General features: G+C 63.7%; 16 protein-coding genes. 7 read left to right on the top strand and 9 right to left on the bottom strand.

Annotated elements, in window-relative coordinates:
* Positions 1-89: 89 nt before the first annotated feature.
* From ABZ942_RS14100 to ABZ942_RS14115, 4 genes are read right to left on the bottom strand one after another with little or no spacing between them, the layout of a single operon-like run.
* Positions 90-1,244: a hypothetical protein gene (locus ABZ942_RS14100; protein ID WP_357381724.1), complete on the bottom strand. Its 1,155-nt coding sequence runs from the start codon at positions 1,242-1,244 to the stop codon at positions 90-92.
* Positions 1,245-1,250: 6 nt separating this feature from the next.
* Positions 1,251-2,027, bottom strand: coding sequence for an acyl-ACP thioesterase domain-containing protein (locus tag ABZ942_RS14105; RefSeq protein ID WP_357381726.1), 777 nt, complete (start codon positions 2,025-2,027; stop codon positions 1,251-1,253).
* A gap of 42 nt (positions 2,028-2,069) precedes the next feature.
* The gene (locus ABZ942_RS14110; protein ID WP_357381727.1) at positions 2,070-3,200 is read right to left on the bottom strand and encodes a YncE family protein; all 1,131 of its coding nucleotides are present in this window, start codon (positions 3,198-3,200) and stop codon (positions 2,070-2,072) included.
* A 12-nt stretch (positions 3,201-3,212) separates the two neighbouring features.
* Positions 3,213-5,810, bottom strand: a complete 2,598-nt coding sequence (locus ABZ942_RS14115) for a lipoxygenase family protein (protein ID WP_357381729.1) — start codon at positions 5,808-5,810, stop codon at positions 3,213-3,215.
* On the opposite strand from ABZ942_RS14115, the gene ABZ942_RS14120 reads away from it, so the two are divergent.
* Positions 5,736-6,935, top strand: a complete 1,200-nt coding sequence (locus tag ABZ942_RS14120; RefSeq protein WP_357381731.1) for a cytochrome P450 — start codon at positions 5,736-5,738, stop codon at positions 6,933-6,935. The two genes, ABZ942_RS14115 and ABZ942_RS14120, sit on opposite strands and share 75 nt — an antisense overlap.
* Positions 6,936-7,040: 105 nt before the next feature.
* On the opposite strand, the gene ABZ942_RS14125 is transcribed toward ABZ942_RS14120, so the two are convergent.
* Both ABZ942_RS14125 and ABZ942_RS14130 read right to left on the bottom strand, forming a co-directional pair.
* Positions 7,041-8,351 carry a PHB depolymerase family esterase gene (locus tag ABZ942_RS14125; protein ID WP_357381733.1) on the bottom strand — a complete coding sequence of 437 codons (1,311 nt, stop codon included), beginning with the start codon at positions 8,349-8,351 and terminating at the stop codon, positions 7,041-7,043.
* Positions 8,348-9,826: a hypothetical protein gene (locus tag ABZ942_RS14130; RefSeq protein WP_357381734.1), complete on the bottom strand. Its 1,479-nt coding sequence runs from the start codon at positions 9,824-9,826 to the stop codon at positions 8,348-8,350. Before ABZ942_RS14130 ends, ABZ942_RS14125 begins: the two co-directional genes overlap by 4 nt.
* A 321-nt stretch (positions 9,827-10,147) precedes the next feature.
* On the opposite strand from ABZ942_RS14130, the gene ABZ942_RS14135 reads away from it, so the two are divergent.
* The gene (locus tag ABZ942_RS14135) at positions 10,148-12,046 is read left to right on the top strand and encodes a GAF domain-containing protein (RefSeq protein ID WP_357381736.1); all 1,899 of its coding nucleotides are present in this window, start codon (positions 10,148-10,150) and stop codon (positions 12,044-12,046) included.
* 76 nt (positions 12,047-12,122) lie between these two features.
* Here the strand turns inward: ABZ942_RS14135 and ABZ942_RS14140 are convergent, their stop codons facing one another.
* On the bottom strand, positions 12,123-12,995 hold the full coding sequence (locus ABZ942_RS14140; protein WP_357381738.1) for a YceI family protein: 873 nt from the start codon (positions 12,993-12,995) through the stop codon (positions 12,123-12,125).
* 554 nt (positions 12,996-13,549) lie between these two features.
* Here ABZ942_RS14140 and ABZ942_RS14145 point away from each other — a divergent pair.
* A complete protein-coding gene (locus tag ABZ942_RS14145) occupies positions 13,550-14,710 on the top strand; it encodes a GGDEF domain-containing protein (protein WP_357381740.1) in 1,161 nt (386 codons plus the stop codon).
* A 308-nt stretch (positions 14,711-15,018) separates the two neighbouring features.
* On the opposite strand, the gene ABZ942_RS14150 is transcribed toward ABZ942_RS14145, so the two are convergent.
* Positions 15,019-15,324: a zinc-binding dehydrogenase gene (locus ABZ942_RS14150; RefSeq protein ID WP_357381742.1), complete on the bottom strand. Its 306-nt coding sequence runs from the start codon at positions 15,322-15,324 to the stop codon at positions 15,019-15,021.
* A gap of 769 nt (positions 15,325-16,093) precedes the next feature.
* On the opposite strand from ABZ942_RS14150, the gene ABZ942_RS14155 reads away from it, so the two are divergent.
* The 4 genes from ABZ942_RS14155 to ABZ942_RS14170 all read left to right on the top strand — a co-directional run bounded on the left by ABZ942_RS14155 (position 16,094) and on the right by ABZ942_RS14170 (position 21,828).
* Positions 16,094-17,251 carry a helix-turn-helix transcriptional regulator gene (locus ABZ942_RS14155; protein WP_357381744.1) on the top strand — a complete coding sequence of 386 codons (1,158 nt, stop codon included), beginning with the start codon at positions 16,094-16,096 and terminating at the stop codon, positions 17,249-17,251.
* A gap of 907 nt (positions 17,252-18,158) precedes the next feature.
* Positions 18,159-18,716 carry a helix-turn-helix domain-containing protein gene (locus ABZ942_RS14160; protein ID WP_357381746.1) on the top strand — a complete coding sequence of 186 codons (558 nt, stop codon included), beginning with the start codon at positions 18,159-18,161 and terminating at the stop codon, positions 18,714-18,716.
* Positions 18,717-18,823: 107 nt separating this feature from the next.
* Positions 18,824-20,236 (top strand): FAD-dependent monooxygenase, encoded by a 1,413-nt coding sequence (locus ABZ942_RS14165; protein ID WP_357381748.1) that lies wholly within the window; start codon positions 18,824-18,826, stop codon positions 20,234-20,236.
* 59 nt (positions 20,237-20,295) lie between these two features.
* Positions 20,296-21,828, top strand: coding sequence for an NAD(P)/FAD-dependent oxidoreductase (locus ABZ942_RS14170; protein ID WP_357381750.1), 1,533 nt, complete (start codon positions 20,296-20,298; stop codon positions 21,826-21,828).
* 621 nt (positions 21,829-22,449) lie between these two features.
* Here ABZ942_RS14170 and ABZ942_RS14175 read toward each other — a convergent pair.
* Positions 22,450-23,880 (bottom strand): lipase family protein, encoded by a 1,431-nt coding sequence (locus tag ABZ942_RS14175; protein ID WP_357381751.1) that lies wholly within the window; start codon positions 23,878-23,880, stop codon positions 22,450-22,452.
* Positions 23,881-23,918 lie beyond the last annotated feature (38 nt).

A 23,918-nucleotide genomic window follows, 5' to 3' on the forward strand; every position in this document is an offset into this window, starting at 1 on the left:
TCACAACGTTCTCCCCTGTGTTCAGCCTGGCACGGGTGCGCGACCCCGTGCGCTCAGTGGTGACAGCTGTTGATTCGTTCGGCGGTGGCTCAGCCGGGGTAGATACCGGCGACGAAAGCGCCCTTCGTCGTATACGACCGGATCGGTTGCAGTGTCGCTGTGTCGTAGGTGGTCAGGGAGGTGTCGAGGTTCGCGAGGTTGGCCATGAACGGGTCCCACGCATTCTGTTTGGAGTGGTACCACCCCGCCAGCGGGCTGAAGTAGATCAGTGGCGTGCCGTCCGAAACGATTGATAGGTAGGCGGTTCGGCCGTCCGGGGAGAAGCCTGCGTAGACCGCCGCGCCGTCGGTCGCGAAGCGGTTCAGCTCGGCGCCGGTCCGGGCGTCGAGAATGATCACTTCGTCGGAGCCGTAGTTGCACACCCACAATTGGGTGCCGTCCGGGGTGAGGGTCGCGGAGATCGGTTCCGCGTAGAGGTTCGGGAATATCACGGTATTGCGTACTGTCCAGGTACGGACGTCGATCATCGCGACACCGGACCAGAAGTTGATCGCGTACAGCGTCTCGCCGTCCGCGGACAGCGCACCCCAGCCGGGGGCGGCCCCATTGAGAAACAGCGGCGGTGCGATGACCGCACCGGTATAGGCGTCGTATTTCGTCAAGATCCCGGCCGCCGACATGACGTAAATAGCCGAGCCGTCCGGCGATACCTCGATGTGCGCGGGACCGGGCGGGAACACAACAGGTAGCGTCCGCACAACCTCCAGGGTGTGGGTGTCGATCACCTGCACCATCGACAGTGCGGTGGGGACGAACAGATAACGGGCGTCACGCGACAGGATGATGGTCGCGTACGGCGCACCGAGCGTCGGGATCCGTTTCACGACTTGGCCGCTCGGCATGTCGATCACCGTGACACTCCAGGTCAACGGGTTCACCGGACCGAAGTTGCCGACGAACATGCGCGAGCCGTCGGGCAGTGCCTTGATGACCATGGGATGGTCCCCGACGTGCGGTACTTCCTGCTGTACCGCCGAAGTGGCGGGGTCGATCCGCAGCACCGACCCCGTGCCATAGTTCGGTATCCAGATCGGTCCGTCCGGACCACTGGTCGAACCCGATATCGACGGATTCGCCAGTGCGGCACCGGAGGTCAGGAATACGAAGGTCGCGCAGGTCGCGATGAGGACCGTTGCGCATCGAAACGCCCTGGCTAGATTTCTACGGATGTGCTTGAACAACAAGAGAACTCACTCAGTGTTAGCCGACATGTGATGCATCGGGCCGATATGGGCAGCAGCGTTGCACTTCTCCCCCGTGACGAACCACAGGTGAAGTCCGGTCGGGCGGTCCGCCGACCGGATATGCAGGGATTGATCGGCAGTGATGGGCGCGTTGTACTCGATGATCGCGCGATACGGCTCGACCAGAAGTTCGGCACGGCCGGGCAGAAACTGCTCGACGGCCTGCCAGTACATGGCGTTGTTCATGTGCAGCAGCAGATCGATATCCGCCTCCCGGATCTGGTACGCCAGATCGCGTGCCGACCGCGTCGGCGGCTTCCCGTCGACCATCGGAGCCCAGCGCAGTCGGTGCTGGTCGGTACTGGCGCTCAGGTGCTCGAAGCCGGCCTCGCTGATTCGTGCTGTCGTGCCGGCCTTTTCGTCGACGTTGATCCAGAACGCCTCGGTCTCGACCAGCCCGCCCGCGTCGCCAGTGATGCGAACCCGCATGTTCGCCCATCGGGTCGAGACACCCGAACACCAGCGGCGCAACGAAACATGGTCGGGCCACCGGATCGGCTCGATCACGTCGATCACCGTGCGCCGCACGATCCACGCCGGATCAGAGTCGACGAAGCCGCTGGCGTTCAGGTCTTCCCACGCGATGTCCTGCAGATAGCGTGCGATGCCGTCGAGCCGGAGCCGACCGTTGCGATCGACGTCGCCGGCCCGTACCGGCCAGCGCGTCGCATAGCCCGCATTCTCGGACGGTGGATTCGGCAATGCGCTGACGGGCTTTGTCATCTGACCTCGCTCGGTAGGTGGGTGCGGTGACGGGCGGCGACGCTAATTCAGCAGGGGGAGCCACAGTGGAACGCCGGGACCGACCTTCGTCGGAATCGGGTCTCCGACAATGTGATCCGTGCGGGGATCGAAGACGATCACCTGCCCGGGGGTGAGTCCGACACCCATGGTGACCAGGTTGCCGAACAAGAGCGGGTCCAGCAGCGGGCCCGGGTAGGCGTTCGTCGACGGTCCGACATCGGAAATGTAGCCGCGGGTTCCGTCCTCGCTGAACATCACCGCGGTCGACGCGCCGGTGGTCGGAATGCGTCCGATCACTTCGTCTTTCGCGGTATCGATGATCATCACGTCTTTGCCGCCGAACACCGTGACATACAACTTGCTGCCATCCGGGGTGAGCGTCGAGACGAATGCCCCCGGATTGCCGGGGTAGTAGTTGCCGTCCGCACTGGTGTGGATCAGCTTGGTAACCCGCCAGTTCCGCAGATCTATGACGCTGATCGTATTGATCGAGTTGACATAGAGCTTGGTGCCGTCTCTACTGAAGGTGTACCAGAATGTGCCGATGCCACCGACGATCAACGGTGGCCGGGCGACCACGCCGGTGCTCGGATCGATGGCTTCGATCATGCCGCTGTTCATGAAACCGACGTAGAGCAGGCCGTCCGGACCTTGAATCGCGCCCGCCGGAATGTCGGGAAACCGTCCGGTTGCCAGGTCCGGGAAACGGAAGCGCCGCACAATCGTATCGGTGGCGACGTCGAGCACCTCGATCACAAAGCCCACTTCGGGCACGAAGATCTCTTTGCCATCGTTCGACGCGAAGATGCCCAGCGGCGGGCTCTCGACCGGAATGGACCTGGTGGTGTTCGACGGCCGGTCGATAATGGTGACGCTCGGCGGCGTGAACCCGAAGTTGTCGACATAGACCTTCTTGCCATCGGGGGTCGCCGCCAAGACGCCGGGTTTGGTCGCCGGTCCCGTCGGTATCCGCTGCTTGACGGTATTGGTTGCGGTGTCGATCACGGCGACGGTGTTGTTCTGCACCTCGGGCAGGTACAGCTCACCGGCTGGTCCCTGCGGCTGGTCCGCCGGCGGCGCGGGGTGGGCGGTACCTGCAGCGACACACAGCGCCAGCATCGCCGAGATGCCAAGACGGGCAAGCGTTTTCATACTGTCTTGCTCCTAGATATTGGTGCTGGTCGGGATCGCGCTCGGCAGCAGATACGTATATGGCTCGCGCTGCGAGTTGCGGTCGTTGATTGCGGCCTCGGCGTCGCGTAACGCCGCACGAAACCGATCCAACGGGCCACCGGGACCGGTGATCCGGGGATCGTTGATCGCGTTCGCGAAAGGAAAAGTGTTCGTGCGATAGTCGCCGAGCGGCCGGTAGTGGATGCTGCCGAGAACGTCGAAAAGGTAGAGTTGAGCTATCGAAGTCAGCAGCGGTGGCAACATTCGAATCCAGTCGGATTCGTTGTGCCCGGCCGGGTCGGACGGCGCCGGAGCAGCGGTCATGCCGCTGTAGAACGGCATGTACTCGATGAAGTCCTTCTGTGGGAAATTGACGGCGGCGTGCTGAGCGCTGGCAAGGAAGACGATCATCGTCACGACCTCGACCAGCTGATCGACGCTGTCGATTCGCGTGAAACCCTTTACCTTTCCCACCTGAGCGATTTCGTCAGCCCATGCGATCAGTTCGAAATCATCACGCACATCGCCGTCGGACCCGTAGTACGTGCGCACATAGCTGTCAGCCCAGTCGTGGATGGCATCCCAGATCAACAACGCGTCGTCCCGGTACGGGAACCGCAGGTGAGCGTCGTCGACGCCGCGCGCGGCGAACTCACGATGCGGCATTTGCTCGTAGAAGTCCCAGCTCAAACGAGCCCGCCCGGCGCTGGCAATGGTGTCCTCGAGCAGGGGGGCGAGAATCAGATCGCCGGTGAGCTCCGGGGCCAAGATGAGATACGTGGCAAATTTGTTGATGTACAGCAGTCCCTCGAAGTGCGGTGTCAACAGGACGCTCAGTGGATGGTTGGCGGCGAGATGCCGACGGGTGGCCACGCAGAACGCCTCGGTCACCAGATGGGTCCGCCCCAGGTGCGAGTGCATTTCGTGGTGGTTGAAATCCGCGGTCTGCAGGACCGTTTTCGCCATCTGCCAGCCCCAATAGCGGTCGGCAGCACCGGCGTCGGGTCGCAGGAACATGACGTGTTTCGCAGGGTCCTGGCCACATTGGATCGCTACTGGTTCCAGCTCGCCACCACCGACCGGGACGGCGAACGCCGCCATCGGCGCGGTGTTGTAACCCGGCCCGGTGAGCAATTTGTACGTCGCGGACTCCGACGCGGCGGAGCCAAGCACCGCGTAGTCGACCAGGTATATCCGTCCCTGCGAGATCGCCGCACTCAGGCTGTCGCCGGATCCCATGACCGACTGGTAGCCCTTGTTGTCGAGCGGAAAATTCGCGGGCAGGACGCCGCGCACCTGCCGCAACGCCATGGGATTCGGCCCCGCGACCCGCATCCGCGCGAAAACCATGTCGTCATGGAGGCGATCAGCGATTTCCGGGACCGGGATGGTGGCGTACAACTTCCGGTACCGCTCCACCCCGTCCACGGTGCCGAAGTTTCCTAAACCGGGGCTGCTGAACATCTTTCGTAGCGTCGTGAAGAGATCGTCACGGATCTGATCGAGCGTGCGGAGTACGGTCTGCACCGTCTCGGTGAGCAGGTACTCCCCCGCCCGCGCCGGCGGATCGAGCGGATAGGCCACCGGGCTTTCCAGGACCGGGGCCACGATGCGGACGACGTTGTCGACCGTAGCTTTCAGGCCGAACAGTTGATCCACCAACGGCTGCAGCATGTCGCCGATCAGATGGTCGAAGTGCCTGGTCAGCGCTAGCGCAATGTTCGAGATGACCTGGTAGTGCTCATCGATCACCAGCACGAACCATTCGAGAGTCGGGTTGTCCTCGATCGATAAGGATGCGGCCATCGGAACACCGTGCACGAAGTTGGCGTCTTCGGTCCATACGTACTTCGATTGCAGGCGGCCGAGTTCGGCGGCGCGCGCCGCTGGATCCACATCATGTTGCGGCAGTACGGGATTCACCGACCCCGGTCCCGCAGGATCGCCGAACGGCAACGGCAGGTTGAACACCGGAGCAGCGTTCGCAGGCGAGTCCAGCGTAGCCACCACGGGCACTCCGGCGACCATCGCCGATGCCATGAAGAATTTCCTGCGATCCATCGTCGGCCCTGATACGCCCTGCCGATTTGTCGAAGGTTGATCGAATCGGTCATGGCCTCCCGAACCCGCATTCAGCAACATTGCAGCAACGTTAACTATGGAGGTTTCATCGGCCAAGTTCCTGTGAAATGAATCACTTTCGCTTTTGTGATATGTAACAGTACGCGGATTGCAGCGATGGCGGAATTGGTCACTTGACCTGCAAATGTATTGAAGGCTAAACCTGGAGCACCAATTCGAGTCGCTGGAGTGCCGTGAATCAATCGAGCCCGCCGAGTTCGATCCAGACTTTCCGCCTACACAATTCTCGACCATTCTTAGCAATTCAATAGCTATTCGCTGTGATGACTCATCGCCCCCGGTCGCGGCATCCGCCAGGTCCAGGCATCGATATGTCCGCACGGTTGATCGATCAGCACACCCGCCAGCACGCGCGACCCCATACTGGACACCATGACGACTGTCACGGACCTGGATCTGCCCGAATTCGATTATCTGGCACCGGATCTGACCGGCAGGGTCTACCACCAACGGCTCGCCGCAGTGGCCGCACAGGGCTGGCTGGCGCGCGCGCCACTCGGGTTCGTGGTGCTGGAACGCGAAGCGGGAGAGTTCTTCCTGCGTTCCCGGCAGACGGCATTCCCTGGTCGCCAGATCGCCCAGTTCTTCGGCGTCACCGGCGGTCGGCTCGCCGAGCACATCGACGCGAACATCCTCAACCTGTCCGGCGAGGTGCACCGCCGGTTGCGCGGGCTGGTCGGTCCGGCCTTCACACCACGCGCGGCGGACCGCTGGCGCCCGACGATGCGGGACCTGTTGACCCGGATCGGCGCAGGCATCGATACTGCGACGTCGTGCGAATTCGTCAGCACGGTCGCGAAACCATATGCATCGCTGATGATCTCGGCGGTACTCGGCGCGCCGGCGGCCGACGCTCCGCGACTGCACGAGTGGTCGAACTGGATCCAGAAACAGTTCGATGTCAAAGCGTTGTCCGCCGAGCTGCCGCAGATCGAGAAGGCGCTCGACGAGGCCTACGCCTACGTCGAGGAGCTGCTCGCGCGCCACCGCGCCGAGCCGATGGACGATCTGGTCGGGGCACTGCTGGTGGCCGAAGACGAAGGCGCTCGGCTTTCCCACGACGAGTGCGTGAACCTGGTGCTCAACGTGCTCGCCGGCGGCGTGGACACCACGCAAAGCCAACTCGCACACGGCATTCGGCTATTCGCCGAACATCCCGACCAGTGGGCGCTACTGCGTGACCGGCCGGAACTGGCCGAACCGGCAGTAGCGGAAATCGTACGGCTGGAACCGATCACGCCGTTCACCGCGCGGATCTGCGTCGAGCCGATCGAGTACCGCGGCGTGCTGTTCCCGGCAGACACGGTCATCGCGATCTGCGCCGAGCGCGCCAACCGGGAACCACCGGCGGGCGACGACTTCGACATCACCGTCGAACACGACAGCCGCCCACTCACCTTCGGTGCGGGCGCGCACTACTGCCTCGGCGTGAATTTGGCCCGCGCCGAACTCACCGAAGCACTGGTGTACCTGTCGGCCCAAATGCCGGACTTGGTACTGGACGGGACACCGGAAGCGACTGGCGTGGAAGGCATCTACGGCATGCGTACGCTACCGGTCCGCTGGTCGTGACCTGACGCGCGGTCGCCACTGCCGCCGAAGGAGCGATCCGCCCGGCCGCAGATTCGAGTCGGCGGGGCGGATCTGCCGGATATCCTCGGCGTGCGGTAAAAGCCGTCAGCACAGCTCCCAATATCCGGGACTGGTCTCTTTTATCGTGCTCTTGTTGAAGACATTCCAGAGGCCGAGTTTCTGCTTCGAACCGTTGGCGTAGGCGTAGCCACCCGATTGATAGGCGCGGCCCGCGGTGGTGTGCGCGTAGTTGGTGTCGGTCACGCAAGCGGGTGCCGGGGCAGTAGTCGTAGTCGGTGGAACGGTAGTCGTGGTTGGTGGAACCGTAGTCGTGGTCGGCGGAACGGTAGTCGTGGTCGGCGGCGGCGTGGTCGAGCCACCGGAAACCTTGCGAACCATCGCCACGATGGTGTCCATCTGTTTTCCGCCGTGCCAGGCATAGGCCGCGTCGCTGCCGTAGCCCCACCAGTTCCAGCAGCCGTTCGGATTGGTGGTTCCGGCATTGCTGAGCGGGATCGCCTGTGGGTACAGCACGACCATGTTGTTGGTGTCGGCGTACTCGTTGAGGTACGCGTCCTTCATGAAGGCATCACCGAACGACTGATAGCTGTAGCCCTGTTTGCACCCGTGCAAGGCGACCATCAAACGACATGACGCGCCTTCCGAGCAGGTCTGCGGAACGTAAGCGAAACCTTTGGCGTCCATACTGATCGCGTTGGCGTCGCCGCCGGGCGCGAACGCGTTCTGGTCGAACTGGACGAGCTTGCCATTGAGCGTCCCGGCCGCAGCGTTGGCGGTCCCCAGCAGGACGGTCAGCATCTCACCGACCGGGTCGTCGCCGCAGTCGTTGATGAACGGTGACGCGGTGTCGGAGCAGGCGACCGGCCCGAGCGGGCTGACCCAGGCGTGCCCGGCCGAACTGTTCTTGCGGTAGGTGACGTTCGCGCCGAAATCCGAATAGTAGGTCGCCAGATCGTCATTCACGGCCTGATCGACGGTCGTGTCCTTCGTGCCGTGATACAGGTAGACCGGGTCACCGGCCAGGTTGGCGACCGCATCGACCTTTCCCGAGGAGGCGAGGCTTCTGGTCTGGTCCGCCAATTGTGCAGGTGTCTGGCGTGTTCCGTTCTGCATGCAGCCGGTCTGGGCTCTGACCGCATAGTCGAAGTCCCCTGCGCACCGGTACGGGCCTGCGGTAAATATTCCCGCGCCGGAGAAGACGCCGGAATACGCGACATGCAACTGATTCGCCAGATATCCGCCGGACGAAACGCCCGAAACGTAAGTGGCGCTGATGTTATAACCCGGTAGCTCCCCCGGCGTCGGGCTGGGGACGGCGGCGGTCACCGAACTCATGGTGATCGCCACCAGGCCTGCGGCGGCGGCCAGAGCTGCCGCCAATTCTCTGAACTTCATTGCATTTCCTCATCGTCGGGGAAAGATCCCGCCCGGCTGAAACGGGCGAGCCCTACTCGGGTACTTCGCTGTTCCTTTCTGCTCGGGTTTCCCCAGGAAACAGGGAGGTTGATCAACCGGCTCAGCCCAGCGCGCAGGCATTGGCCAGATCCCCAGCGACGGGGACGTGGCACGGTCGCATCCGGTGGTGGCGATTCCCCCTTGTCGAGCCAAGATTCGAGGTCGATGAAGGCACTGCGGAAGCACGGCAGCATAGGCCGGAGCAGGTCGGGATGCTGGTCGTACAACCCGTCGATGTGATTGCCGCCCTCGATCCGGTAGTACCGGTGTAGTGCGGCGCGGCCCTGGTCCCGGATCAGCCCGGCATAGACGTCCGATTCCTTGCCGATCGGCAGCAAAGCATCGAGGGTGCCGTGAATTGTGATGAGCGGCCGTTCGATTCGTCCGGTGAGCGATATCCGGCGCACGGCGTCGTGGACGGCGGCAGGACGATCGGCATAGTCGTATTCGGTTTCGGCACCGGCATAGCCCGGGTCCAACTCTTGACGGTAGATCCGCTGAGTGAGCCCCCAGTAGGTGTTTTCGTGATATTCCCACAGCGGTTCCGACTCGACGGGGAATCCCGCAGCGACGACGTCGTCACGCGTGGCCGGATCGGCGCGGTAATTCTGATAGCCACGTAACGCAGTCGGCAGGTAGCTCAGCGGATTCGGACTGTCCGTCAGCCACGTCGGCCCCTCCCAGTCCACGCCACCGTCGTAGAGCCACGGCCGGTTTTCCAACTGCCAGCGAACGAGATAGCCGCCGTTGGAGATGCCTGCCAGATAGGTATGCGCGGCCGGGCGGGCATAGCGCTGAGCGGCAACGGCCTGTGCGGCGATCGTCAACTGGGTGACCCGGTTGTTCCATTCGACGATCGCGTCGCCGGGCGCGGCACCGTCGCGATAGAACTCGGAGCCGGTGTTGCCCTTGTCGATTGCGGCATAGGCGTACCCCTTGGCAAGTACCCAGTCGGAGATGATGAAGTCGTTGGCGTACTGGCGACGATTGCCCGGCGTGCCCGCGACGACCAGGCCGCCGCTCCAGTTCTCCGGCAGTCGAATCACGAACTGGCTGTCGTGGTTCCAGCCATGATTGGTGTTCGTGGTCGAGCTGTCGGGGAAGTATCCGTCGATCTGCATGCCGGGGACACTCGTCGGATTACGCGTACCGGCCGGCTGTAGTCCCGCCCAGTCGGCGGCCACCGTGTGTCCCGAGGCGACGGTACTCGCCGTGGTCAGGTCGTCGAGGCAGGCGACGTCCTGCCGCTGGGCGCCGACCACCAACGGAGCCGCGCACACCATGGACTGCACGGCCGGAAGTCGTGCGGCTATCGCATCTTGGGCTTGAACACCAACGGCGACAAGGGATCCCGCGAACGCAACGACAGCCGTCGCGGTGACGGTCTTCGTGGAAAGGCGGTGAAACAGCGACATGTGGTTCCTTCAGGAGCGGTATTGCCAGAAAGTCTGTTCACCCGTTGGTCACTTCGACAGGTGCGCAGCACCTACACTTCGCCCTCGAAATGTGGCGGCGGTCACTACCGCCCTGCGCTCGGATCATTCGAAATCGGCGTCGATGATCCGACCGGTGTATGGGCCACATGAACATTCGCCGCGGCAAATATGTCGGCCGCCCACATCGTCACACCGCTCAACCGCCCCTAGTGTTTTCGGCAGCACAGCTCGAGGTGCGGAGGCAGCATGGACGGTCCACGGTATCGGGGGGCACCGGCCTCGCCCTGCACAATGATCCCCATGACCTGCGAGATCTTCCTGGAAATGCTCGAGCGGGAAGCTCCAGCAGTCGAATTCGAAGCTCCCCTGCTCGACGCCCGCGCCGCCGGCGCGTCCGCCGCTGAATTGGCCGAGCTGGACGGCGCCAAGCGGGCCGCGCTGCGGGTGCGCGCACTGCTGGAGCGCCGGGCTCGGCGCGAGGCCGAGTTGGCCGCTCTGTTCGACACCGCAGGAGATCTCGCCGGTCTACGCGATGTCGATGCCGTCCTGCAGGCCATCGTGCACCGCGCACGACGGCTGCTGCACGCCGACGTCGCCTACATGACGCTGCCCGATCCGCAGCGCGGCGACACCTACATGCGGGTCACCGACGGGTCGGGCTCGCAGGCTTTCCGATCCACTCGGCTGGCGATGGGCGATGGTCTGGGTGGACTGGTCGCCCAGAGCGGAGTGCCGTACAGCACCGCGGACTACTTCGCCGACCGCAGGTTCCGGCACACCGTGGATATCGACCACGCGGTGCGGGACGAGGGCCTGGTCGCCATCCTCGGAGTGCCGATGAAGCTCGGCGACCAGGTCATCGGCGTCCTGTTCGCCTCGCACCGCGACTTCCGGCCGTACGCCCCCGAGGAGATCGCGCTGCTGGTCTCCCTGGCCGCCCACGCGACCATCGCGGTGGATTCGGCGCGGCTGCTCACCGAAACTCGTACCGCGCTAGCGGAACTCAGCGCCGCCAACGCGGCCATGCACGCGCATTACAACACTGTCGAACGCGCGGCCCAGGCGCACGACAGAATGACCGATCTGGTTGTCCGGGGCGGCGGCGTGGCGGATGTCGCGGCGGTCGCCGCCGATATCCTCGGCGGCGCGCTCCTGGTACTGGACTCCGACGGACGCAGAATCACCGAAATCGACTCACCCGAATCCGGCGGGCGCGAACGGCTCGGCGACGACCATGCCGTCGGCGAGATCACCGCCACCGCAGCACAACTCGGCCGTACCGTGGCAGCGAAAGAGCTGTGGGCGGCGCCCGGCGGCGCGGGCAGTAACCCGCTGTGCACCCTGGTGCTGCACCACTCGAACGAACTATCGCCCTCCGATCAGCGAATCCTGGAGCGCGCCGCGCTCGTCACCGCGCTGCTGTTGTTGTTCCAACGCAGCATCGCCGAGGCCGAGGGACGGGTACGCGGCGAACTGCTCGACGACCTGCTGGACGGTCGCGTCGCCGACCACGATGCTCTGCACAGCCGGGCCACACTGCTCGACATCGATCTGACGCAGCCGCATGTGCTTGTCGTCGTCGAGGATGGCGGCCAACGCCGCACGGCCGCGTGGACAACCAATTACGTGCTGTCCCACCACGGTTTGGCGGCGGTTCGCGGACAGCACACCGTCGTGCTGCTACCAGGCGGCGACGCCTCCGCCGCGGCGCACAGCGTCGCCAAGGAACTCAGTGCGGCACTGGGGATCTCGGCGACCGTAGCCGGTTCCGGACCGGTCGATCTGCCGAAGCGGGTGCCCGCCGCCTACCGCGAGGCCCGCCAGTGCATTCGGGTGCTGCACGCCCTCGGCAAACAAGGCTCGTCGGCCAGCGCGGTGGATCTCGGATTCGTCGGCGTGCTCATCAACAGTGGCGGGAACGTGCTGGCGTTCCTGAACACGACATTGGGCCCGATCATCGATTACGACCTCCGTCGCGGTACCCCGCTGATCGAGACCCTGGAAACCTACTTCGCCACCAGCTGCAGCCTGAGCGGCAGCGCCAAACTCCTGCACATCCACGTCAACACGGTGACCCAGCGCCTGGACCGCATCACCGGTCTGCTCGGTGAAGGTTGGCAGCACCCTGATCGTGCCCTCGAAATACAGCTCGCCCTGCGACTGCTCCGACTTCGCGAATCGGCCGTATTCAGCCCGTAAGTAGTCACCGCGGCTTCGGCCATTCGACACCGTGTCGTGCGGTGGCGGGCGGTCCCGATGACCGCGACGCGGCGGTTCAGCTCCGGTCGAAGGCGATCAGCAGTTCGATTGCGGTGTTGCCGATGCCGGCCAGCGGGTTGTTGGGGACCGGCGGCTGGATGCTGTAGTCGGCCGGCTCGACCGGAATCTCGGCCTTGAACGCCAACCTCGCACCGACCTGCGTCGTCTCGAACGTAAAGCTCACGTCGCGGGTGACGCCGTGAATCGTGAACTGACCAGCAGCTGGGACGCTGGAGACGGTGCCTGCTGCCGGAACCGACGGGAAGACGATCGGCGAGGTCAGCACGAACGTCGCGGTCGGGAACTTCGTCGTCTCGAGCATCTCGTTGTAGGCCGAGTCGTGCATGCAGTTGCAGACCGCGGTTTGCATATTGACCACGATGCGCCCGGAAGTGATTGTCAGGCCATCGATCTGAATGGTCCCGGACACGTCATTGGTCCGGCCCACGACGCGGGTCGTCTGGCCCAGCAGCGTGTCGTCGGTGGCCCAGCGCGCGTCCGTGCCGGAACCGACGGTCCACGAACCCGCGATCGGGCTACTGGGCGGCAGCGGTCCACCTATCGCCGATACCGGCGGTGCGGCTACGGGAAGACCCATCGGCGAGGGTGCTGTCGGCGCTCCCAGTACGCGTAGCGGCTCCGGCGATAGCGGCGGGGGCACCGGCGTCTCGAGCGAGGCCGACACGGGTTCGGCAGGCATCGGCGGCCCACCGGTCGAGCTCGCCAGGTCACTGAAGCTCAGTTCCTGGGGATTGTTCGAGCTCACGATCCGGAGATAGGCGTAAGGGCCGGCCACGCCGAGCGTGACCACCACCAGCGCCGCAACAATCCAAACGATCGGCCTGCGCAGCACAGATCGGACCGTTCCAGACGATTTCCCTGATTCCATTGGACAATCTCCTCATCTGGCTGACAACGCGACGCTTAACGTTCCATCGATGTTCAGTTGGAGGATCCGAGAAATCCGTCGTCCACGGATGCACGGAATAGACCGCGATTCGGTTCGACGTAACTGTTGCGCATAAATGGCGTTTTGACCAGAACGTCGCTGACCTCAACCAACTACCAAGGCGACCGTTGGAGTTGGCCACCGTGTGCGGCGGGCGAAATGTCGCATTCGACAGGACCACGGAATACACCGGAATAGCCAGATATTTCTCCCATATCGGGCATTTTTGAGCGATCACGACCCGATTCATCCGGACGCTAGAGGCAATTCCGACCTTCTCGACGCAGTCCGCGTCAGCGTCGAACCAGCTCGTAGGAGGTGCTTCGACCACCGGAGTTCGATCGTCGCAGGACGCCGAAGCGGAAGATGCAGGGATATCAATGATTCCGATTGGAAAAGACCTGCGGAACAGTTACGATCCAGCTACTTGCCATGAGGTGACGAGCACAACAAGCGGCAGACGATGTGTCTGCCGGAACAAGGCGGTGGTTTCGATGGCCGACAGCCGGTCGCTGATGCGGAGTTGGTGGCGCGATCGGGCCGGTTACGACTGGTTGGTCGACGTGCTCGAAATCCATTCGGCCCAGCGCTACGTAAAGGCGATGATCGGCGCGGGCGGCGCGGTGATGTGCCTGGTCACCGCGGTGTCCCTGATCTCGAACATCGGGCCGCGCAATGCGTTCTTCGAGATCGGTTGCTGGCTGATCGTCGGGCTCACCGCGCTGTGGGCCCTGCGCTGGTGGCTGTTGCCCTGGCCGAGCCGAGCGGAATCGTTGTTGTGGTGTGCCGGAGCCGATCTCGCCATCACCTTCGGTGCGCTGGCCGCCGAGCACCGCGTCTACGGAGCCCTCGTGTCGACGCTGATGGTGGTCGTCGGCATGTTCGTGATCTTCCAGGGGCCGCTGATCCTCGGCCTGCACATCTGCTGGTCATTGGCGTCGGGCGGCTTGCTCGTCGTGCTGCTGGTGGCCGACGACCCGGTGCACACCGGCGCCGCGGCCGGCGACGTCCGGCTCGCGATCGCGATCATGCTGATCCTGGTGGCGCTCAACGTAGTCGGGCTGCCCACCGTCCAGTTCTGTCACTGGCTGTGGCGTCAGCATGCACTACTGGACCCGTTGACCATGCTGCTGAATCGGCGCGGACTCGATTACCACCTATCCTACGTATTCCGCGCGAGCACAAGGGAATACGCTTACATCGCCGCACTGGATCTCGATCGGTTCAAAGACGTGAACGATACTTTCGGCCACTCGTTCGGCGACGAGGTCCTGGCGCGGGTGGCCGACCGGTTGCGTTCGGCCGCCGATCCGGACGCGGTCGTCGCACGTACCGGCGGTGAGGAATTCGTGGTCCTCGGCCGCCGCCGCGACGAACCGGTCGCCGCGATCGCCGAGCGACTGCGCGGCGCCATCGAAACCATGCCGGACCTGCCGGTCCTGGTCACCGCCAGCGTCGGCGCGGCCCTGTGCCCCCTCACCGATCTGCGTGACCCGGCAATCATGCGCCGCATCCTGCACCGCTGCGATACCGCGATGTACGAAGCAAAACGCGAGGGCGGCAACATCGTGGTGATCGCGGAGCCGGAGACCGCCGACCACACCGACCTCGACCCCCGACATCACTTCTGCCTCAGGACAATCGGCCGGTCATAGCGTGCGACCCTGCTACATCGGCGGTTCGCGACCGCCGACCATGACAGCGCCCAACTTTGGCTAGGCAGTTGGAGCGGAGGTCCGGGGGCGCGGCATCGAGACTGGCGAACCAGGGAGGGGCCGGGAGCGAAGCCCACGTCATTCGAACTTTCGCGCCCCCAACGCTGAGCCCAATCACGTCCAGAAACACGGCTGAACAGCAGGTATATCGGTGGACGCAGAATTCCTCGGAGGTCTCCCCCATGGCGTGATCGGTCTCTGTTGGTGCTCGGTATGCCTGTCGTGGAAAGGTTTTCAGCCTCGGGTGCTCATTTCAGGCGAATGATCAGTTTGCCGCCGGGGTGGCCGGACAGGCTCAGTTCCGCTGCTGCACGCCAGTCCTCCAGCGGGAATGCGCGTGCGACCGGCACCGTGAATAGGCCCTCGGCCGCCAACTGTGCGTACTGGCGGAGCACCGGGCCGGGATCGTGCGCCGCGTTCTCGCTGAACTGGGTGCGCACGCCCAGTTCGTGGGCCGCGGCACGCTCGCCGACCAGCGGCAACGCGAAAAGGCAAGCCCGGGAGGGCAGTCGGGAACGACTCTGCAATCCAGCGCGACCGGCCTCACCCCGCACACCGATCCTTCGGAAAAGCCACATCCCGGACCTGCCACCAACAACGTTAACCCCGCACCCCCGGCAGCGTCTCGGAATTATCCTGTCGTGGTCGCTGATCTTCCGCATTCACATTTTGTCGTCATCTTCACGCTCCCAACGAGTTTGGCTGATCGGTCGGATCCAGCAAGGCGACCCAATAGTCATGACGTAGGGCGTCCCACAGGTCGTGATGGTCGTAGAACGCTTCACGCGCTTCCCACAGCGACGGCGGGCCATCGAGTATCACCAATCCCGGTGCAGCGGATGGGAGTTCAGTCCCACTGGGCCACCGGTATGCCGGTGACGAGTCGGCCCGATTCTGAAAGTTGAGCACCTGGCAGTCTCGACCCACCAGCCGCCACGTCACGACCTTCCGCTTATCCGGGGATTCGGTGGTACGCAACCGATCTCGATTCATTGCGGCACCTCCGAGTGGTTGCCTCCCGGTGCTGGGGTTGGTGCGGCACCCCAGCACCGGGCGGATTCGGTGAGCGCTATCCATCTCTGGGCAAGAAGCCCGGTGCACGGGTCGCGATGTGGAAGCTTGTTCGGCATCTGCCGACCTCCCCTGCGTCGACTACGGCTTAGGCGCGTCCGGCCCCATGGCGGGAAAGTGGGTGAGGTAGCTCGGTGTGCAGCCGAGCACTTACCGGACGCGTACTTACACAACCACCGTGTATGTCCGGAATTGCATGAGTTCGTGTCTACATGCGTCTACAAGCCTCTCAACAGCCGTTACGCTGGCACCGTGGAGTCTGACCCCACTCTCCCCAGCGGTGCCCAACTCCGTGCTGCGCGTGAGGCAGCCGGGTTGAGCCTGTCGGCGCTGTCAGCTCGCACTCACTACAGCAAGCCCTTGCTCGGCCTGCTGGAGACTGGGCAGCGCCAAATCCACCTCGAGCATGTCAGCGCATACTCACACGCGCTGGGGCTTGGCTCGGCGCTGTTCGTCGAACCGGCCGACGGTGAACAGGCAGCGGCGGAGTGGGTTCATCGGGTAGCGGCGTCGGATCTGGGTCGGGGCACCCTCGAGCGTTTGGAGTTGTCGGTAGACGACTTGGCTGCGGCGTATTCGACAACTCCGCCGAGTGAGTTGCTCGTCCGGATACGCCAGAATCTGGGCTACGCCGGACGTTTGATGGATAGCCGCAAGACGCTGCCACAGCATCGCCGGTTACTCGTCACGGTGGGCTGGCTCTCGCTGCTGGCGAGCACATGTCATATCGACTTGGGCGAGTCATCCGCCGCTGCGGCGCGAGGCCACCTGGCTTGGAAGTTGGCGGACGAAGCCGGACACCCTGAGATCGCAGCCTGGTGTCTGGAGACGCGAGCGTGGCAGCAGTTGACGAATGGAAAATTCGCAGCAGCGGCCGAGTTGTCCTGCGCGGCACAGGCACTCGCTCCAGAAGGTAGTTCAGCGTTCATTCAAGCGACTGCCCAGGAGGGTCGTGCGATGGCACGGCTAGGCGACAGCAAGCGGACATACGGCGCGTTACGTCGGGTCGCCAGGTTGGTGTCCGGACTGAGCACTCCAGATCGACCGGAGCACCACTTTCGCTACGACCCTGCGAAGTCAGATGCCTACGTAGCTACCACACTGGCGTGGCTCGGTGACCCGGCAGCGGAGTCCTATGCCCGGCATGTGCTCGCCGATCTCGCGGGCGCTACAACAGTCAGGCCGCGCCGAATCGCTTCAGCCAACTTGGATTTGGGGCTGGCTCTGGTTGCAGCGGACAAGCCCGACGAAGCAGCCGACGTGGCACTCGCAGCCGTGACGTCAGGCCGACTGGTTCCATCGAACTATTGGCGCGTGTCCGAGGTTGTCTCCGGGATCGAGGACCGGGACGCGGCTGACGCACTGACTGTCCGCGAAGCGTTCCGGGACGTCTACCCCACCTCGCCGTAAGCGGCCCATTGCTCATGCGAAGCAGCGGACACTGCGTGATCCGCAGAACGTCGGGCATGAATGGCAGCGGTTCGAGACGCGTTAGGCATTCCGGACGACGTGACAGCGCACAGCTTCCGTCGCGCGGTCGCGACGATTCTCGATGACGCTGGCTTGTGTGTGCAAGTGATGGCGGATGCACGTCGACCCTGCGATGCCCCAACGGCACTACATGGCACGTGGCCGCGTTCATCGAGCAGCTACTGACGCCCTCGACAAAGCGGTGGGTGGTCAGAGGTGACCTTGGGCCAATTAGTTGGGACTCAGTTGGAAGATCGGCCGACACGAACGAAGTCCGAAAACCAAAAATCCCAGCCTGAGCTGGGATTTTGGTGGACGATATGTCACGTTACTCGAACTTTCGCGCACCCGCCCCTCAGCCTCATCACATCCTGACAACACCTCCTGACCAGCAGCGCTATTCACGGATGGGGAATCCGCGACAGGCCCCACACGGCACACCGCTCCTCAATATCTCAAGTCCAGTAGAGATTCTGCGGCGGTAAAGAGCGACTAACCTGCGCGACGTTCGGCCGGAGTAGGGCATCACGGCCCCGTCGCAGCGGACCCGCGGCGATTCATAGAAGGGGCACGATGGCCCGGCAGCGCACGCACCGGTATCTGCTCGGGTATGTGCGCCGCGTCGATGGTGGTTCAGGGTTCGAGCCATGATCGCGCGCGGCAAACGGGGTCGTTTTATGCGTCGCGCGCGACCCGAGCGGACACGGGTCGTCGGCCACCGACACCTCTGAAACATCCGGACGTAGCCGACGTGTGCGCGCTTCTGCTCCCGAGGCGGCGTCGAAAGTGACCTTCGCTTCTACTGGGGTGCCGTTCGTGCGGGTGTGGAGGTTGCAGAATTGCTGGCGTGACGCAATTTCTGACTGAGCTCGTTGATGCTGCGGTAGAGATGATCGCCGAGGAGGGCCTGGGGTCGGTTTCGCTGACCTCGCTGGCGCGCCGTGCTGGTGTCTCGCGTGCGTCGACGTATCGGGAGTTCGGTGACAAGAACGGTCTTGTCAGCGCTGTCGCGCGTTCCGAGCTCGAGCGCATGTCACGCCAGGCGCTCGATGAAATCGACTTGCTCGCGTCCTCGGGGGATCTTGTCCGGGCGACGATGCTGTTCGCGCTGCGCTACCTGCGTGGCCATGCCGCGTTGCGGCGGGTTATCGCATATGAGCCGATGGAGTTGATCAATGTTGCGGTCCAGCATGAGGGATCAATGCTCAATCTCGTGGAAACCGTTGCAGCGCTGATCATTCCGCTTCTAGCTCTGCGTGCGGAGGATGACCTTATCGAGGCTTTCTCGCCCGAGCAGGCCGCGGAGATCATGGTGCGGACCGTGCTATCGCACGTGCTGATCGAGCGCAGCACGCTCACCGATGATCAGGTGGCCGACATGATGGTCCGCGCGCTCCTGCGCTGAGGGCGTCAATAGATGTCTCTATTGTCAACGCCTCGGCAGCGCCGTACCGTCAGCCCTGAGACTATTCGTTCGAAAAGTCTCAACGATCGGTCTGGAGAGGTTCGAACATGGTCCAAGGTCGTGCCATAGTCCTCGGCGCAAGCATTGGTGGCCTACTCGCCGCCCGCGTCCTCAGCGAGCACTACGACCAAGTGATCGTGGTCGAGCGCGACGACCTGTCCCAGCCCGGTGATCGACGTGGTGTCCCACAGGGCAAGCATGTGCATGCGCTCCTCGCCCGTGGTGAGGAGATCTTCGAGCAGCTCTTTCCCGGTTTGAGCCGGGATCTGCACGCCGCTGGTGCGGTGGAGTGTGAAGCTCTCTCGGAGATGCGGATGGCGTTGGATGGGCGCACTCTCAAGCAGTCATCGGCAGGGTTCAGTGTGTTGCAGGCTTCGCGCCCATTCCTGGAATGGGCTGTGCGCGAACGGGTTCGAGCGCTACCGAATGTCACCCTGTGGGACCGGTGCACCGCTGTGGGCTTGCGTGTCGACGGGGCTCGCGTGCGTGGTGTTCAGGTCAGCCCACCCAGTGGCGGTGTCGAGGATCTCGACGCTGAGCTCGTGGTGAGCGCGTTGGGGAGGGGAGGGCCGATCGGGAAATGGCTCGACCAACTCGGCTACCCACAACCCGCGGAGGAGGGCGTAGCCATCGACATGGTCTATGCCAGCGCTTTTGTCCAGTTGCCCGAGGGATCGGTGGGCGGGGATAAAGAGATCATTATCGGGATGACCACCGGGACGCGGGCGATGGCGCTGTTCGCGGTCGAAGGTGGCCGACACATCCTGACCTTGATCGGGTATGGCGGTGACAATCCGCCCAAGGTGCTCGAGGAGTACTTGGATTTCGCCGCCACCGTCGCACCGCCCGATGTGTACAAGGCGTTGATCGCCGGCGAGGTACTCAGCGATATCTCCACCTATCGATACAAAGCCAACCTACGGCGCCGCTATGAGCGTCTGGCACGTTTCCCCGAGGGCCTGCTGGTTTTCGGCGACGCTGTCTGCAGTTTCAGCCCGGCCTACGGGCAGGGGATGACCATGTCGGCACTGCAAGCCGTCGCGCTGCAGCAATGCCTGCGAGACGGAGACGACAACCTGCCGAAGCGATTCTTCCGGGCGGCCAGCACCACAGTCGACGATGCCTGGATGCTCACCCAACTCGCCGATTCCTCGCTGCCTCACCTACGCACCCAACAGCGCCCGCTGCTCCAGCGAATCACAGCACCACTCATCCCGGTGGCCCTGGTTGCCGCCGAACGTGATCGGGTTGTGGCTCAGCAGATCTCGCGGATCGCTGGTCTGCTCGATCCACCCCGGTCCATCTTTCGCCCGACCGTGATCGCACGCGCGGTCGTCGCCACCGCCGTCGCGTTCACCGGCCTTCCGCGGCGGCGAGGCGACACCGACCACGAACAGCTCCCGGTTCCCTTCAGCATCCCCGAGATCCATGCCCGCTGGTCAGCCCGGACCGGACGGTAGACAGCGTTTCCCTCGTCGCGAAATCAGTGCCGAACACCCACGTTAGAAGGAGAACGAGCATGCCCGAGCAGCGCCGCCCGGACCATGTCCATATCGCCGTGATCGGTGCAGGATTCGGCGGAATCGGTCTCGCGGTCAAGCTACGCGAAGCCGGGTTCGACGACATCGCCATACTCGAACGTGCCGATGATCTCGGTGGCACCTGGCGCGACAACACCTACCCCGGCTGCGCCTGCGACGTGGCCTCACACCTGTACAGCTACTCCTTCGCCCCCAACCCCGACTGGTCACGCGCATACAGCAAACAACCCGAAATCCTCGACTACCTACGACGCGTCGCCACCGAACACGCCGTGCTGCCCCACATCCGGTTCAACACCGAACTGCTGTCCGCCACCTGGAACGCCGACCACAACCTGTGGCAGCTCAGCACCAACACCGGCCCGATGACCTGCAACATCCTGCTATCGGCCACCGGCGTTTACGGAGACGCCCAACTACCCGATATCCCCGGGCGAGGAACCTTCGCGGGCACCGCATTTCACACCCTGCACTGGAACCACGACCACGACCTGAGCGGGGAACGCGTCGCGATCATCGGCACCGGAGCCACAGCGGTACAAGTCGTGCCCGAAATCCAACCCTCGGTCCAACAACTGCTGGTGTTCCAACGCTCGGCACCATGGATCATCCCGAGACTCGACAGAATCACCACCAAGACCGAACGCAGGCTGCTACGGCGACTACCTGCCCTCGGTAAAGCCATGCGCGCCAGCGTGTATGCCGCCATCGAAGGGTTCGGATTGGTCGGCTTCGTCGACACCCGCTTCCGCTACCCCTACGAAATGCTCGGACGCCTGCAACTGCGCCGCCAAGTGCGCGACCCCGAACTACGTCGTCGCCTCACCCCCGACGACATGATCGGCTGCAAACGCGCCATCTTCTCCGACACCTACCTGCCAGCCCTCACCCGCGACAACGTCGCCGTGATCACCACCAGGATCGCCGAAATCCGGCCTCACGCGATAGTGACCGTCGACGGAACCGTCCATCCCGTCGACACCATCATCTACAGCACCGGGTTCTCTGTTCCCCCAGCGATCGCCGAACGTATCCACGGCCGCGACGGAACCGTCGCCGACCTCTACCGCCAAGCCCCACGGAGCTACCTCGGCACATCGATGGTCGGGTTCCCCAACTTCTTCACCACCCTCGGCGTTTTCGGCGCAGTCGGCAACCAATCCGCGATCTACATGATCGAATGCCAAATCCGCTACATCATCGACGCCCTCACCACCATGCGCGACCAACACATCACCAGCGTCGAAGTACACCAGCAAGCCCAAGACGCATTCGTCCGCGAAGTCAACGACCGCAGCAGCCAAACCGTCTGGCTCACCGGCGGATGCGCCACCACCTACTACCGAACCGCCGACGGCCACAACGCCGGCCTCTACCCAAACTGGAGCTTCGAATACCGCCGACGCACCAGCAAATTCGACCCCACCCACTACACACTGCACCACGCCGACAAACCCCAGAACGACACACAGCGCCCCACGGAGCCAGCAATAGTCTCGCTCTCGCGATGAACCACCTTGCAACAAGCCCGATCGCATTGCCGACGAATCGCCGCATGTGGGTTGCTGCTATCGATCAGGTTTGCACGGCCGCGTCGAACGTCCGCACATCAGCGTAAGACATTCGGTATCGCACTCATCCACGCTGACTTCAGTCAGAACGAGTGAGCGATAATGCCGCAGTGCGGGCGTTCTGCGCGGCGAGATCGGCTGCGGCACAGAACGTCCGCTATTGCCGATTATGTGATGTTGGGCCGTAGCGCGGCAAAGGAATTGGCGGTCGAAGCGGCCGCGACCGAGCGGGAACGCAGGGGCACCGAGGCGAGCGCCGCAGTCTACGGCGCCGAGCCAGGCGCCGCAGGTGTGGCGCACGGTGATTCGTCGCTCCGAGAGCCTGCGACCCGAGCCCGCGACGGACAGCGCGCCGAGCAACGGGCCATCGACCGCACAGCGGTGGCCGCCGCCCTGCGGGCCACGCTGCCCACCCTGAGCGACGACGACGTCTCCGCGCTATTGGCTGGCGATTGCGAAGGCAGACAAGGGAATGGGTCATTCGCGCTCACCGAGACCACCCGGATGCTCACGCCGCGCGGAACCAGCGAACTGCGCGTAGAACTGGTTCCGGCGGCAGTGTCACCGTTCGCCGGGTGCTGCGGCACATGTTCCGGTCGCAGGCACACCACGCAATCGTTGATCCAGCCAATCCATGGTCGCGCCATAGGAGCTGACGTAGGCCGCCAGATGGTCGCCACCGACGATATTCTTCGTCGCCGCCACCCCCAGCGCGCATTGCTCGCGCCACAGCTGCTCGGCCTCCGGCACAGGAATCCAGGGATCGTTGATACCGTGGTATATGAACAATGGCACTCCCGATTTCCTGCCGTTCATACTCAGATGTTGGAATATTGCCTCGGCCGATTCGCTGTCGAGCGGCTTATCGATTGTGGCCATGGTGTCGAACGGGATGGGCATTATCCCGAGTGCACCGAAACTACCGCTGCAGTTTTCCTTGATGGGGGATGTCGCCACCCACTGCGCCGCATGGTTCATGAGCCCGAGGATTTCTGGGTGTTCCCGGCCGAGCGCGAGCACGGTGGTGAGCAGGAACGCGGAGATGTAGGAACCATCGAAGGTGTGGGCGAACCGGCGATAGTCGGTGACCAATCCACCGAAGCTCGCGCCAGCGAAATACGGGAGCAGTTCCGGGGCGTATTCCTCTACCAGCATGGCCGCAGCGTGGGAAGCGATGGCGCCGCCGGAGTATCCGGTCGAGGCGAAACGGCTCTCGCTGAACTGATCCGGGGCGAAATTGCGGACCGCGCGGATGGAGTCGAGCAGGTTGTGTCCGGCTATGGTCGGCTCCGAGTAGGCCATCAGGGGGCCCTCGTGGTCGGGGATAACCAGCGCGTAGCCATGCTCCATCGCCCAGGCAGTCGGCGACGGTGTGAAATCGTTGCCGGTCGGGACTTCCATACCGTGGGAGAGCACGTAGCCGGGGGTGCAGCGCTTGTTGAGCGCGTTGGTGGCTGGCGCGTTCACCAAGACAGGCTGGCTACCAGGCCCGGTCCACGCCTTAGGGGGAAGGACCAGCGTCGCGGTACCGATGGAGGGCTTACCGGCGGAGTTGGTGGTGCGGAATTTCAGGAGAGTGGCGCGTGAAATGGAGGTGAGGTTCAGGAGGAGCATCGTCGGCGTTGCTGGCGCCGTCACATCCCGCCATTCCAGAATGTCGCCGGGTGCATAGCGGGCGAGATCCGCCGGCCAGGTGTCGAACAGTGCGTCACCGGTCAGCCCGGACTGTACGGAATTCCAGAGCGGTATCAGTTCCTGCGGCAGATCGCTCGGCGCCGCAAGGGGTCGCGACGCTTGCGGTGGAATTTTCGTCCCCGCGGGAATATGGGTATCGATCCACTGCTGCAGCGGGCTCGGCCCCTCCTGTACACCATTGGACGAGGCCTCTGACACCGAAGATTCCGGCGGATCCGCCTCCGCCCGGGCAGGTACGTGCCCCATTGTTATCGAAAGACCCAGAACCATCATGGCCACAGTCAGCAGACGTTTCACGATTCATCAAGTTACGACATGAAAGCGCGCAATCGCGG

The sequence above is a fragment of the Nocardia sp. NPDC046473 genome (assembly GCF_040645995.1).
Lineage (GTDB): Bacteria > Actinomycetota > Actinomycetes > Mycobacteriales > Mycobacteriaceae > Nocardia.